Origin of the sequence: Tamaricihabitans halophyticus, assembly GCF_004340875.1 — a bacterium.
In the GTDB taxonomy this organism is placed as follows: Bacteria; Actinomycetota; Actinomycetes; order Mycobacteriales; family Pseudonocardiaceae; genus Tamaricihabitans; species Tamaricihabitans halophyticus.
On record NZ_SLXQ01000001.1, the window covers coordinates 649,117 to 662,791 of the forward strand.

The 13,675-nt window shown below is 63.6% G+C and carries 13 protein-coding genes and 1 pseudogene; 9 read left to right on the forward strand and 5 right to left on the reverse strand.

The features are described 5' to 3' along the window. Positions 1-8: 8 nt before the first annotated feature. Entirely contained in the window at positions 9-1,442 is a 1,434-nt protein-coding gene (locus tag EV191_RS03070) for an MBOAT family O-acyltransferase (protein ID WP_132875244.1), read from the forward strand. A 642-nt stretch (positions 1,443-2,084) separates the two neighbouring features. On the opposite strand, the gene EV191_RS03075 is transcribed toward EV191_RS03070, so the two are convergent. Further along, complete coding sequence (locus EV191_RS03075) at positions 2,085-2,882, reverse strand: inositol monophosphatase family protein (RefSeq protein WP_243658723.1); 798 nt, start codon at positions 2,880-2,882, stop codon at positions 2,085-2,087. Next, a complete protein-coding gene (locus EV191_RS03080) occupies positions 2,879-3,763 on the reverse strand; it encodes a DUF5919 domain-containing protein (protein WP_132875245.1) in 885 nt (294 codons plus the stop codon). The genes EV191_RS03075 and EV191_RS03080 overlap by 4 nt, the downstream gene beginning before the upstream one ends. Positions 3,764-3,952: 189 nt before the next feature. On the opposite strand from EV191_RS03080, the gene EV191_RS03085 reads away from it, so the two are divergent. From EV191_RS03085 to EV191_RS03120, 8 genes are all read left to right on the forward strand, one after another. Continuing rightward, positions 3,953-4,414, forward strand: coding sequence for a hypothetical protein (locus EV191_RS03085; protein ID WP_132875246.1), 462 nt, complete (start codon positions 3,953-3,955; stop codon positions 4,412-4,414). A 35-nt stretch (positions 4,415-4,449) separates the two neighbouring features. Further along, a complete protein-coding gene (locus EV191_RS03090; protein ID WP_132875247.1) occupies positions 4,450-4,743 on the forward strand; it encodes a hypothetical protein in 294 nt (97 codons plus the stop codon). A 34-nt stretch (positions 4,744-4,777) separates the two neighbouring features. After that, positions 4,778-5,044 (forward strand): AMED_5909 family protein, encoded by a 267-nt coding sequence (locus tag EV191_RS03095; RefSeq protein WP_132875248.1) that lies wholly within the window; start codon positions 4,778-4,780, stop codon positions 5,042-5,044. A 332-nt stretch (positions 5,045-5,376) separates the two neighbouring features. Beyond that, positions 5,377-6,843, forward strand: a complete 1,467-nt coding sequence (locus tag EV191_RS03100; protein ID WP_243658724.1) for an FtsK/SpoIIIE domain-containing protein — start codon at positions 5,377-5,379, stop codon at positions 6,841-6,843. Then, positions 6,840-7,259 (forward strand): hypothetical protein, encoded by a 420-nt coding sequence (locus EV191_RS03105; RefSeq protein ID WP_132875249.1) that lies wholly within the window; start codon positions 6,840-6,842, stop codon positions 7,257-7,259. Before EV191_RS03100 ends, EV191_RS03105 begins: the two co-directional genes overlap by 4 nt. Next, entirely contained in the window at positions 7,256-8,875 is a 1,620-nt protein-coding gene (locus EV191_RS03110; protein ID WP_132875250.1) for a replication initiator, read from the forward strand. Before EV191_RS03105 ends, EV191_RS03110 begins: the two co-directional genes overlap by 4 nt. A 15-nt stretch (positions 8,876-8,890) precedes the next feature. Continuing rightward, positions 8,891-9,079 carry a helix-turn-helix domain-containing protein gene (locus EV191_RS03115; RefSeq protein WP_132875251.1) on the forward strand — a complete coding sequence of 63 codons (189 nt, stop codon included), beginning with the start codon at positions 8,891-8,893 and terminating at the stop codon, positions 9,077-9,079. A 38-nt stretch (positions 9,080-9,117) separates the two neighbouring features. Beyond that, positions 9,118-10,365, forward strand: a complete 1,248-nt coding sequence (locus tag EV191_RS03120) for a tyrosine-type recombinase/integrase (RefSeq protein ID WP_132875252.1) — start codon at positions 9,118-9,120, stop codon at positions 10,363-10,365. 102 nt (positions 10,366-10,467) lie between these two features. On the opposite strand, the pseudogene EV191_RS30935 reads toward EV191_RS03120, so the two are convergent. The 3 genes and pseudogenes from EV191_RS30935 to EV191_RS03140 form a co-directional block, all read right to left on the reverse strand. Next, positions 10,468-11,381: pseudogene (locus EV191_RS30935) on the reverse strand (DUF1152 domain-containing protein). A gap of 103 nt (positions 11,382-11,484) precedes the next feature. After that, positions 11,485-12,684 carry a helix-turn-helix domain-containing protein gene (locus EV191_RS03135; protein ID WP_132875255.1) on the reverse strand — a complete coding sequence of 400 codons (1,200 nt, stop codon included), beginning with the start codon at positions 12,682-12,684 and terminating at the stop codon, positions 11,485-11,487. A gap of 436 nt (positions 12,685-13,120) precedes the next feature. After that, the gene (locus EV191_RS03140; protein ID WP_132875256.1) at positions 13,121-13,573 is read right to left on the reverse strand and encodes an acetyltransferase; all 453 of its coding nucleotides are present in this window, start codon (positions 13,571-13,573) and stop codon (positions 13,121-13,123) included. Between the last annotated feature and the right edge of the window lie 102 nt (positions 13,574-13,675).

The following is a 13,675-nucleotide window of genomic DNA, read 5'->3' on the forward strand; positions in this document are numbered from 1 at the left end:
CGGAGAGGATGTCGTTCGCTAGCCCGCTGTTCCTGTGGTACTTCGTGCCAGCCACGCTCCTCGCTGTCCTGATCGCGCCACGAAAATGGCGGAACGGGATTATCGCCACCGGCAGTCTGATCTTCTACGCGACCGGTGCCGGGCCGACCACGCTGCTGTTGCTTTCCTGCATGGTGGTGAACTTCCTTGCCGGCCCGGCGCTGGAGCCGGACGAATGGGATTGGCGTCAGGCGACCCGCAGGCGGCTGCTGATCGGCGTGATCATTTTCGATGTCGCGGTGCTGGTGATCTGGAAGTACGCCGGATTCGCCAGCGAGCAGATCGCCGGGTTCGCCCAGCTGTTCGGCGGCGATTCGCCGGTGCTGCATCTGGCGCTGCCGATCGGGATCTCGTTCTACACGTTCCACCACATCTCGTATGTCGTGGATATCTACCGGGGTGAGCGCAAGGCGCTGCGCAACCCGGTCTCCTTCGCCACCTACATCTCGATGTTCCCGCAGCTGGTGGCCGGGCCGATCGTGCGGTATAGGGAGATCGCGGACCAGCTACCGCAGCACCGCAGTCACCGGCTGGATGACGTGGCGGCGGGGTTCCCCCGGTTCGCGCTCGGGCTGTGCAAGAAGGTCATCATCGCGGACTCGCTGGCGCCGGTGGCCGATGCCTGTTTTGCCACCTCGGGCGAGGACATGACCTTCGCGATCGCCTGGCTCGGCGCGATCACCTTCACGCTCCAGCTGTACTTTGACTTTTCTGGGTACTCGGATATGGCGATCGGGCTTGGCCGGATGCTGGGTTTCCGGCTACCGGAGAACTTCGCGCGGCCGTATTCCTCGGTGACGGTGACCGAGTTCTGGCGGCGCTGGCATATGTCGCTGTCCCGCTGGTTCCGCGACTACGTGTACATCCCGCTCGGCGGTAACCGGGGTGGTGCCGCGAAGACGTACCGCAACCTGTGCATCGTGTTCGTGCTGACCGGCTTCTGGCACGGCGCGGCGTGGACCTTCCTGGTGTGGGGCGCCTATCACGGGGCACTGCTGATCATCGAGCGCGGTTTCGGGTGGGATCGGGCGCCGACCGGTCGGTTCGCCTATATCCGTCGGCGGGCGCTGACCATGCTGCTCGTGGTGATCGGCTGGGTGTTCTTCAATGCGGCCGATATGGGCGCGGCGCTGACCATGATCGGGAACATGCTGCTGCCCGACTTCACCGGGCTCACCGATGCCGTGACGGTCGCGCTGACCAACCAGCGCGGCTGGATCCTGCTCGCCGCGCTGGCCATCGTGTTCCTGCCGCCGCATCCGGTCGCTGGGCCGATGCTGGAGTCCTCGCGCGGAAAGGTGGCCGGGGCGCTGCGCATCGGAGTCATGACCGTGGGTCTCGCCTACGCCGCGATCCTCGTAGCCACCGGCACCTTCAGCCCCTTCCTCTACTACCAGTTCTGAGAACGGGATCTTCCCGAACTCGACGGACAACACCGATATGGCTCCTGACCTGCTGAATTACAGCTCAGTAGTTCTCGGTATTGCCTAGCGCTTCCCTACGTCACGCGGCATGGGCGCGACATGATCTTGGGCTAGCCAGCACCACACACCTCCAGCGCGGCCGGTGGTTTCGGGTCAAGACACGCTTTCCCGTCTTGACGCGGTGCCTCCGGCCGTTTGTCATGCTCGGGCTGCCGGGGTGGTGGCTTCGTCGGTTGTTCGGTGGCAAGCGAGCCTGGCTCGCGCGGCAGCGATCGCCCGGACCAGCTCGGCCAGGCCGTCATGCTCGGCGATCGTCACGGCCTGGACCCGACTGCGGGTGCTGGTTCTGTGGGTGTCCTCGCGCCGTCGTGCGGCGGCCGATGCCAGGATGCCGGCGAGGGCGGTCGCGCCGAGCGGCCGCCGGGCGGGAGCGCGAGCGGTAGCCCGGCGTGCCGGGATGCGCGGGACCGGCCTACGCAGCGCGCGCTGTTCGCGCCGCCGCGCGGCGGCGCGCTTGATCCCCTAGAGCCAAATTCCGCAGTGGTGCTGGTTGAACGACGTGGCTAACTGTCGGCGGTGCCCATGCCTGGGTGTCGGCACGCATCATGGCGGATGGTGGCGTTAGTGGTTGGTGCTGTTGATGATGGCGAGGAATTGTTCGGTGATGGCGGGGGTGCAGGCGATGGTGTCGTGTGATTCGAAGGTGTGGGTGTTGCCGGTGGAGGCGATGACGTTGGCGCCGGCTTCGCGGGCGATGAGTACGCCGGCTCCGGTGTCCCAGGGTTTGTTGTTGAGCATGATGCAGGCGTCGGTGCGGCCTTCGGCTACCCAGGTGAGGTCGAGGGATGCGGCGCCGAACATGCGGACGCGTTCGACGTTGTCGGCGAGTGCTTGGGTGACGGCGAAGCGGCGGCGGTTTTTCTTGGCGGCGTTGGTTCCGGTGGCGTAGTCGCCGAGGGACACGATGGCGCGGTTGAGTTGGGTGGTGTTGCTGGCGTGGATGGGTTGGCCGTTGCGGTAGGCGCCGCCGTTTTTGGTGGCGTGGTAGCGCAGGTCGAGGAAGGGTGCGTGGATCACGGCTACGACGGGTTCACCGTGGTGCACGAGCGCGAGGGATGTCGCGCAGAGTGGTAGGCCGTGGGCGAAGTTGGAGGTCCCGTCGATCGGGTCGAGTGCCCACACGTATTCGGTGTTCTCGTCGATCACGCCGCCGCCGTGTTCTTCCCCGAGGAACGCGAAGTGTGGGGTGGCGCGTTGTAGGTGTGCCTGCATTTCGTGCTGGATGTGCAGATCAAGGTCGGTGACGATATCGCGGTCGTGCTTGTCGCTGATCGTGCCGGGCGGCATGGTCGCCAGCAGTTTCTGCCCAAGGTCTACCGCTTCGAAAGCGACCGCGAGCAGGTCACGATGGTCGTTCACGCGGGCACGTCCTTTCCGCGTTGCCAGATCGATTCGAAGACCTGAGTGAAGGTATCGAACAGCCCTGGTGTGTGGTCCTGGCGTTCGATCATGAACGTGGGTGATTCGACACCCCGCGCGTCCGGTAGGTAGGGCTGCACGACACAGGTGGTGTCGTCGATGACTGTGATGTTGAACCGGATTGGTTCGTCGTAGACCTTGATACGCAGGTTGCCCCGTGCATCCGGGGAAAGTTTGCGGTGCAGGCGTTGCAGTGTCTGAATGTTGAGCCTGGTCAGGGTGGAGAGCACCCCTTCGGGGTGGGATTCTTCGCGTTCGCGCTCACCGATGTAGCTGCCTTCGGGGTCGAGGAACAGGCAGTCAACGGTTGTCCCTGATTCCAGTAGGTCCATCAGGGACTTGTCGGAATAGCTTTGACACAGCATGTTCAGCGAGAGACCAACCATCGCGATCCGCTCGGCCCCGTCGAAGAGCTTGTGTGGCGGGAACTCATGCGAGAAGTCGGGCCGGGACTGGAACACGGCCGCTACGTCGGCCACGGCGCCCTGCGGGTCCGGCTTGGCCCTACCCGCAGGGCTACTCGGCGTCTCTTTGGCGGGCGGCTCGGGTACAAACTCGATACCGCCACTGTGTTCCTGAAAGAGCTGGTCAACAGTCCAGCCTGGGAACATCGCTTCGAGTACCCGGCAGTGATCGGCATACGGCAGCCCTTGGATATCGCGGGACAGCCACCGGTAGAACTGGGCCTTGCTCGGTCCTCCACCGACCAGGGTCTTGTCGACCTTCGCGGCGTACTTGTCGTATTCGCGACAGAACGCGCGGTGTCCCTGCAAGTGTCGCTGCCGGAGCAACACCTTGAGCACGATCGGTTTGTCTGCCAACGCTCAACCCCCAGGGTCTCTTGATGTTGTGCCTACCCTAGCAGCGAGATGAGACAAAGACGAGACTCGGTGATAACCAGATGTCTCAGGCGAGACACGCACGGTGTCGTGACGGGACTGGATTTCGCCGAAAGTTGTGGTGTGCCGCTGAGCAAGGCGGAAACGAGATCACGACGGAAGGCAATCACGATGGCGATTCAGAAGAGGCACCGGTTCCCGATCGAGTTTGATGTGGCATTCCCGCAGGGGCTTGTGCTGGTCGGCGAGGTCACCCCGGACAACGAGTATCAGTCGAGGGAGGATCGCGCGGCGGGCCGGCCGACTCGGCAACGAGTCGACGAAGCCACCGGACAGCGGCAGTGGAAGGCGACCGTCACGGACCCGGATGAGCAGAACGCGAAACGCGCGTCCTTTGAGGTGACCTTGCTCGGTGATGTGCAGCCGGTGCCCACGACACCCGAGGCGCTACCGGGTATGCGCCCGATCGAGCTGGAAGGGCTGACGGCTGAACCCAAGGTAGCCGGGACCGGCGAGTTCAAGTATCAGTCCTTCGTGTTTCGCGCGACGGGATTCAAAGCTTCGGCAACTGGCACGGGTCGCGGTTCAGCCGCCAAGTCGGCAGCGTCTGAGTCCAGCGCCAAGGCCGCCTGATAACGCTGCGGTGATCAACACAGAGGGGCGTGCACATGGTGGCCAAGAAATCGGTCAGGGCATGGGAAGAGGCGTACCGGCGATATGGCGCCGCTTCCGACCATGCTGCCCGACTGCGCGAGGTGGACGCGGCAACAGCACAGGAGATGGCATGGGCGTCCTTCGCTGTCGCGGCCGCGTGGCGACACATCGCGCATGACCGCGACCTCGCGTGGTGGACAGTGGCCGCCCTGGAAAGCGCGGCGCAAGCATTCGAAGACCAGGCCGAGGATTGGGAAATCCGTTCCGCCGAAGCGACGTACGGCGTGCGGGTCAACTATCCCGGCTGAGAATCAGACATGAGCACGAAAGGGCACCGCTTCCATGAGCGACCCGAAGCGGCAACGGTTGCCGCAGGTATCCACATTGATGGCAGCACATGATGCCCTGGTCGCGATCCGTCCGCGCCGAGACGCGGCGCTGACCGTATGGCACGACTACCACCTGCGCAGTTCGGCCGTCTATGCCGAGATCGCAGAGATCGACCGTGGCCACCACCACGAAGCACTGTACTGGGCAGATCGCGAGAAACGCACGGCGGAAGCGATCAGTGAAGAGATCAAGAAAGGCGGAACGACCCGAACACAGTAACCAACAACTGAATAGTCCTTTGTAGATTTCACGCACGCAGGGTCGTGCGGCGATGCCGCGCGTCTTGTGAAGGGTTTCTGTGTGCGTGGGCGCAGAAGCGGAATCTCTTGGCTACCAACCTGTTTTCCGCTTCTGCGCTGTCCACACCAGACGGAGTGAACAGTGGCTAGCTTAGATGATGAACGGCGGCGCGCGCCAGACGGAAGTGTCACTCGTCGGTGCGCAATGTGTCGGCGGTTCGCGCGGTTGGCGCCGGGTGATCGGGAGTGTTGCCGGTGCGCGGGCCGGTTGCCGCTTGATGTCGGGTTGTCTCGTCGGGGCGGTGGTCGCCGATGAGCGCGCAGGAGAATCGGTGGGTTGATCCGGCACCGTTGGAGGTGTCACGACCCCGGTTGCCGTGGTGGACCATGCTGCCGGGTTGGGCGAAACTCCTCCTTGTTCCGGTCGCGGTTGTGTGGGTGGCGTGCTGGGCAGTGTTCCAGTTCGCGCGAATCACCTACCGCTACCCACTCACGATCACGACGAGCGCTGCTGCCGGGTTGCTGGCGGCATTCCATGGCTACTTGGCCGTCACCGTGGCTGTCGCTGGGGTGACTGTGGTGGCGGTGGCGTGGTGGCGACTGCACCCCGACTCCTTTCACCAGTTCGCGGCACCTCAGCCGGTGACGGAGTACCGACGGTTCGCGGTGTATGCGTGCCAGTGGCGCACGGTGATGCGCCTGTCCGAATTGACCAAGGACAAGCGGGGCCGCGAATACCGGCCGAAGTTGGGGCGGTTGCGCTCGCACGGCTGGCGCGACGTTGTGCGTGTCACGATGGCCAAAGGCCAAGCCCCGGAACAGTGGGAACTGCACGCCTCCGGATTGGCGCATTCGTTTCGGGCTCGGCACTGTCGGGTCCGGGTCCGCAAACCGGGCCGGCTCGAGCTGGACCTGATTCACCGCGACCCGCTAGCCCCGTCGATTCCGGCACCTACGCTGGGGTTGGACGCCTCGGGGGTGGATCTGCGGCGGCTGGTGATCGGTCGCACCGAGACGGGTAAACCCTGGACAGTCTCGCTGTTGGGCAACCACCTGCTGGGGGTCGGCTCGACAGGTGCGGGCAAGGCCTCCGTGTCATGGTCGATCGTGCGAGCTTTGGCCCCGGCCATCAAGGCCGATCGGGTGCGAGTGTTCGGGATCGATCCCAAGGGCGGCATGGAACTGTCCGCGTGTGCGGAGGCGTTTCACACGCTGGCTTGCGACAACGGCGACAAAGCCGTGAACCTGCTCGAATACCTTGCCGGTGAGGTCAAAGCACGCGCCGAACGCTATCGAGGGCGACGCACCTGGACCCCCGAATCGGGAGACCCGTTCCTGGTACTGCTCGTGGACGAGTTGGCGGATGTGATCGCCTACCAAACGGATCGGAACCTGCGGGACCGCGCGGTCAAGGCTATCCAGGCCATCACCAGTCAGGGGCGGGCGCCGGGGGTGTGTGTCCTCGGGTTCCTGCAAGACCCCCGTAAAGAGATCGTGCCGTTCCGGCACCTGTTCCCCACCAAGATCGCGCTGCGCCTGGACGAACCCGCCCAGGTGGACATGGTGCTCGGTGACGGGGTACGGCAACGTGGCGCGGCCGCCCACGAGATCCCCGAATCCACCCCCGGCGTCGCGTGGGTCAAACACGACGGACACCGCGAACCCGTGCGGGCACGCGCCTTTCACATCACCGATGAGGACCTGGCCGACCTCGTCGCCTTCCTTACTGCCCACACCACCGATATTCCGGTCCTCGTTACGGAAGGGGCGCGCGCGTGAGTATCACGATGACCACGTTGGAACGGTTGGCGTCTGCGTTCTGGGACCAGGTGCGCAGTCACGCACTGCCGGATCCGGTGCATGTGCAGTTCGATCCCCGCGAGGAAACGGTCGTCGTGCAGGTACGGCTGACACGCGATGTGGGGCCGCTGCTGGCGTGGGCCGACACCTTGGATGGTGTTCGGGCGGAGTGGTGGCATACCGACACTGGCGACCTGCACCTGACCGTTACTGGGCGTGGCCCGCGTGGGGTGCGGTTCCGGCTTTACAGCGGCCTACGTATGCACCAATGCGAGGGGTTGGTGTCGCTCGCGGAAGACCAACAAGAACCCGTCTCCCTCGACCAACTGCGCTCCTTGAACGCGCAGTTTCAGGTGCCGGCGCATCGTCCGGGCCGGTTGGGGGTGCTCGCATGAGCACCAGCACCACCAGACAAGAGCGGATGCGGCAGCCGATTGCGATGGATGTGGCGGTTGCGGCGGCGGAAAAGCATGGGGTGTGTGTGCGGCCGTTCACTATGGAAGTCGGTGACCCTGATACTGGTCAGCTCCGCTATGTCGGGATGCCGTGTGGCTCGACGGTGGAGTCGGTGTGTGCACCGTGCGCTCGTAAGGCGCGGGCGTTGCGGATGGCTCAATGCCGCGAGGGCTGGCATCTGACCGAGGAACCGGATGTCACCCCGGAACGGCCCAGTCGTACGCAGACGGAGTTGATGGAGTATCGCGCGGATCTGGTGGCTCACTACCGGCAGGCGCTTGAGGCTGGGGAGGCCAGCAACGCCGATGAGCTCCGGGAGGATATCCATTCGGTGGATGAGGAACTACGCGCCCTGGGCGTACGCGGTCGGTTCCCCAATCCCGATCCACCCGCACACAAGCCGCCGAAGCGGTCGACGAAGCGTCGGCAGGACGCGCCGAACCTGCCCCGCCGGAACGTCACCAGCACGACGGTGGGGCGTGAGTATGCGGGCGGGTTCCGGCCATCGATGTTCATCACGCTCACGCTGGATAGTTATGGGCGGGTGCAGGGTGATGGCACCGCGGTCAACCCGGCCACCTACGACTATCGGCGGGCTGCGCGGGATGCGGTGCATTTCTCGTCGCTGGTGGATCGGTGGTGGCAAAACCTGCGGCGGGTCGTCGGCTGGGATGTGCAGTACTTCGCCACCGTCGAACCCCAAAAACGGGCGGCTCCGCATGTGCATGCGGCGTTGCGGGGGTCGATCCCGCACGAAACCCTTCGGCAGGTCACCGAGGCCACCTATCACCAAGTGTGGTGGCCCACCCACGACACCCCCATCTATGGCGGTGGGCATCTGCCGGTGTGGGACGCGGACAGTAAATCCTTTGTGGACCCCGACACGCGTACGGCGTTGACCGAGTGGGATACGGCTGTCGAACAGGTGGAGCGGCCTGCGCACGTGGTCACCTTCGGTACGCAGGTGCATTCCAAAGGCATCCTGGGTGGTAGTGAGCAAGCCGGACGGCATATCGGCTACCTGACCAAGTACCTGACCAAATCCACGGGTGAAGTCATCGACGCGGACAGTGCGCGGCAGCGTGACCATCACGACCGGTTGCATGCCGAGCTCGCGATCACGCCGTGTTCACCCCGGTGTGCGGTATGGCTGCTCTACGGCATCCAACCCCGCACCCCACACAACAAGATGGTTCCCGGTCACTGCCGGGGTCGTGCCCACCGACGCACCACCCTTGGGCTACCCGGCCGGCGTGTGTTGGTGTCCCGTAAATGGTCCGGTAAATCGTTGGCCGACCACAAAACCGACCGTAAAACGTTCGTCCGGGACATGCTCGCCAGCGTCGGTATCCACAAACCCGAACCCGACAACTCGCGGTTGATCTGGCGCAAACTCACCCCCGGTGACCAGAACGCGCCACCCAGAGCGCACCTACTCATGCACGCGATCTCGGAGCGGATCTCCTGGCGCGCTGAGTACGACCGGGCACTGTTAGCCGCCACCGGGCCACCAGGCCAACCAGAAACTTCGGCAACACCACCACAAGCAGCCTAACCAGGGGAAACACAGATGACCAAAGCGAGCCACATTGGGCGATTGTGGTCAGTGACTGAGGTCGCCACCTACCTCGGCGTGTCGATAAAGACGCTTTACCAATGGAAGTGGCGCGGGGAAGGCCCACCAGTCCGCAAAATTGGGCGCCATCTTCGTTATGAGCCCGACGCGCTGTACGCCTGGCTCACCAGTGACGCGGTCTAGATCTTTCGGCAACTTCCACATGAAGAACAGGACCGAGCATGGGACACATACAAGATCTCTGGTTCCGACCGAAGCGTGACCCTGACACGGGAGAAAGGCTCTTTGGAAGCAACGGGAGACCGCTGCAGGAAAAGACACCAATCCACGGTAAGGGGGACAGATATAGGGTCAGATACAGAGATCCGTCCGGAAAGGAGCGCAGTAGAACCTTTCCAGACAAGAAGAAGCGTGCGGCGGAAGATTGGCTACACAAGATCGAGGACGAGATGAACCGAGGCAGTTATCTCGACCCGAATGCAGGCAAGATTCCGTTCCGTGAATACGCTGAGAAGTGGGTTTCCTCGCACGACTTCGAGGAGTCAACCCGCGAGCTAACCGCATACCGGCTGAAATTGCACGTCTACGAGTACCTTGGCGACAAGTACCTTGATGCGATCAGGCCATCCGATATCCGTGAGTGGTCGAAGGCACTTGAGGACAAAGGCTTGGCTGCAAGTTACCGGCAAGTACTCTTCATCCACGTTCAGACCGTGCTGAACGCCGCCGTGGACGACGAAAAGATCAAGAAGAACCCGTGCAACGCCCCGTCCGTCCGGAAACCTCAGATCGAGCCAAAGAAGATCGTGCCGTGGACAACCGAACGGGTGCGCGTGGTACAGGGAGCGATGGCCGATCGGTACAAGATCACCGTGCCACTCGGTGCCGGGCTCGGGCTTCGGCAAGGCGAAGTGTTTGGGCTCGCGGTCGACGATATCGACTTCGAGGACGACACGGTGCACATCGTTCGCCAGGTCAAGGTCGTCCACCAGAGGCCGTGTTTCGGTCCACCCAAGCGTGGCAAAACACGAGAAGTCCCGCTTCCAGCCACAGTGGCGGATGCGCTGCGCTCTCACCTGGATAGCTACCCGCCGATCAGCGTCACATTGCCGTGGAAGCACCCTGGCGGGGTACCCGTGACGGCAAGGTTGATCGTTTACAGTCGCGAGCGAACCGCAGCATGGCGCCCGGTTTACAACCAGTGGGCGTGGGAGCCCGCCTTGAAGAAGGCCGGGGTACAACGCGTGCCCAGACGAGACGGTTTCCATGCGCTACGACATTTCTATGCCTCGACGCTACTTGATGCCGGTGAGACGATCACGGCGCTGGCGCAATATCTCGGACACAGTGACCCAGCGTTCACGCTGAAGGTGTACACACATCTAATGCCGTCCAGCAAGCACCGCACTCGCCGCGCCGTAGATGCGGTCTTCGGCGAGCCAAGCGGCGAGCTACCTGATGCGGCATAGCCGCGACATGGGACCACTGTTGATCTTCATCGATGCTGGTCATCAGTGGTCCCATGCACATAACTACCAGTTCTAGGGGTTCGCGCGCTTCCCGCAAGATCCCTAAAGAATGCGGTTTCGGTGAGGGCTGGCTGCCACAGCTGTCTCAGCAAGCTGGAACTGTGTAGGCGATACGTACCTACGTTCCCTGGCCCGGGAGTTCGCCTTATCGCGCTCATAGTCGATCTCGGTGGTTGTCCGCAGCGCTCGGATAGTCTCTTCCACGTCAGGCAACGACTTGCTCGTGATCAGGTTGGGAACGATAAGGCTCGCGGCGGCCAACGGTTCAGCGGGAAGTTCGTAGACCCGCGCCGACATGTCCGTGAGGTGCACGGCTAGTCCGGTGTCGCGAACTTCGACTACTCCCCTGCTACCACTGGCCGCGGCGAGCAGTAGCCCGTGACTTCCGACGGATGCCACCGAAACAGCGAACGGAACAACGCGGCCTCTTCGCGGGTAACTTGTTGCGTCTGCTCCGCTCCGTACTGAACACAACGCGATATCACGTCTGCTTCGGATAGTTCGCCGTCCAGCCCAGCACCAGTGACCAGCACCTGGCACGGTAAGCCGGTAAGCGTGCAGGCCACCAGCGCAAGCGCATCGGCCAACGGGCTCCTTAATTCGGGTTCGTCTCCGCCGCCAAGAATGTCGCCACCAACGTCGACTAAGACAAGGCTGGTACAACCGAGATGCGCGGCCATATTGGCGAGTTGCCGCGCCATGCCAACCGCACCCGCATAGGGGCCCAACAGAAACAGCCGAGCGGGAATCTCACCGGCGAGCCGGGGAAGCGTTGAGCCCGCAGGCGCGCGGGACATGGTCTCCGGCGTGATCTCTGCAACTGTCGGCGCGTGCATAGCAAGCCGGTCGAAGTCATCAAAGGATCGCGGGCCGGGTAGCGGGTCAACTAGTAACCGGTCCCAGGAATACGTTGCTACACAGGGCTTCGCTTCGAGTTCGTGGCGAGTGGCGAGCATAGCGGCAGCTATGGCATCGCCACCTCCGCCTGCCGCGACATAAAGAGCCGAAGTCACAATAACCTTAAGGAATGCGATTCGGCGGACCCGGCGGGCCGCCTCTTCACATTCGAATGCCTGCCCAGCGGGCGAATCTAGCCAAGCTGTCGTCGCGGCGCCGGTCCGTGGCCGCCAGCGTCCGTACGGTCTCCCGCACCTGCGGATGGCGCCTGGTGCGCCACGGCGAAGTCTGTCTGGCGGCCTGCAGGTGGTCTAGGGCCTTCTCGCGGTTGCCGTGCAGCGTCCAAGCGCGCGCCTGGTCGATATGGTGACGACCAACGCGCTCCGGACGTTGTCGATCCGCGACATGCGCGCTTGCTCCACGGCGAATGGCCTCAGCGGCATCGTATTGCTCGACAGGCAGGGCGCACCAGTGCACAACGGTGTTGATGCTACTGGCATCGATGTTGCAGTAAGGCCGTTCGGGAGGCGCGAATTCATCCACAATGGATCGCGCTTCACTAGCCCACCCGTCAGCCTCCCGTATGTCGCCCGCGCGAGCGGCGAGTACGGCCGAGCGCAGGCCAAGCTGCACGTTCATCGCGCGGCCGGCCGGCGTCGCGTCGAGTTGTCCTCGTGCGCGGTCAAGCAGGCGCAGTCCAGCCCGGTGATCTCCATGCTGCAGATGCCGAGAGGACCGATGCCATGCCGAAACAGCCACCCGCAACGGGTCCCCTGTGGACTCGGCAAGTCCGATATGCCGCTCGCTGGCGAGCGCCGCCAAGTCGTACTGACCCAGTTGACCCGAGATCGAGGCAGCCATCCGGTAGGCGTCGTGTAGCACGGCGCGAGCCGCTTCACTGTCTTTGCTGAGCGGGTACAGGTGGTGCAACAACGGGGCGAGCGTGGTGGCCGCGGCGACCATACGTTCCGCCCATAGCTCGACATCCACGCCAGATAGCCGCTCACTGATTACCTCCAAGGCGAGCGGACGCCCCTCCGGGCGAGGATCGTCGTAGGCATCGAGTGCGACCCGAAGCTCAGCGATGCTGGCGGACTCGGCGCTTGGCTGGTCAACGACCTCGTCGACGCTCATTCCGTGCAAGTGGGCTGGCGCGATATGGAGCGCACGCGCGACCGAGGTGACAAACGACGGCGAAGCGGGCCGGGTGCCACGTTCCACCTGACTGACCAGGCTGTGCGAGACATGTGCGCGCTCAGCAAGTTGGTGCTGAGTAAGTCCTGCCATCTTTCTAGCGGCCGCGACGCGATAGCCAACGGGCTCAGGTCCGTACTCGCTGCTCATAGCCTGCCCCAACGTCATTTTCGGAACGCGCTACCCGATAAGCATATCGGATCGAGCGGTGTGCGAATCGTGTGCGAATTCGACCCGGTGATCACTCATAGCATCTGAATTATGACTGGAAGCAGTCGATCTCGACCGGACCGCACGCCCGAGTACCTACGCGAGACGTTTCGGCATGCGATCGAAGCGCGCCTACCGTTCAAGTCAGGCGGGGGTGCTGCACGCTACTGGTGCGCCGGATCGACGGACAGGTACAACTGCTTTTCCACTGCGCCCCAGCAACGACCGCCGTCCTCACCACCGATCAAGCACACGAACTCGCCCAATCCCTGCGCACAGCCAGCGACGACGCCGGCTGAACCTACGACCTCGTCCCGCGCACTAAACGTTGCCGCAAGATCCCTAAAGAATGCGGTTTCGGCGAACGAGTGCTGGGCTTCGATTTATGGCCGTGTCAGGCAGCTGCGCTGTCCCGCAGATGCAGTAGCGGATACGGGAGCCCTGCCTCGTCCGTTTCGCTCCGGCCGACGACCTCGAACCCGCGATGCGCGTAGAAGCCCACGGCCTGTTCGTTCTGCTCGTTGACATCGACCGTGGTCACGCCGTGCTCGGCAAGCACGTGGTTGAGCAGCGCGGTTCCGATCCCAGCCCCGCGGCGCGTGGCGTCGACGAAGAGCATCTCCAGCTTGCCGTCGAGCGTGCCCGCGAACCCGACCGGCGTGCCGTCAATCTCGGCGACCGACAGGGCAACAACGGGCAGGTAGTCCGCAGCCAGCTTCCGTTCAATCTGATCGCGATGCACGGCGGCGAGGAAATGGTGCGTCGCATCGACCGCGCTGCGCCAGATCGCCACCAACGCCGGGTACTCAGCGACACCGATCGACGGACGGATGCTCAACTCGGGCACGACTGGCCTCCTCGAACTCGCTGCCGGCCCATGATCTCACCGGCACCGCGGTACGCCCGCCCCGGTCAGCCACAAATCCCTGCGACCAGCGTGCCATTCGCG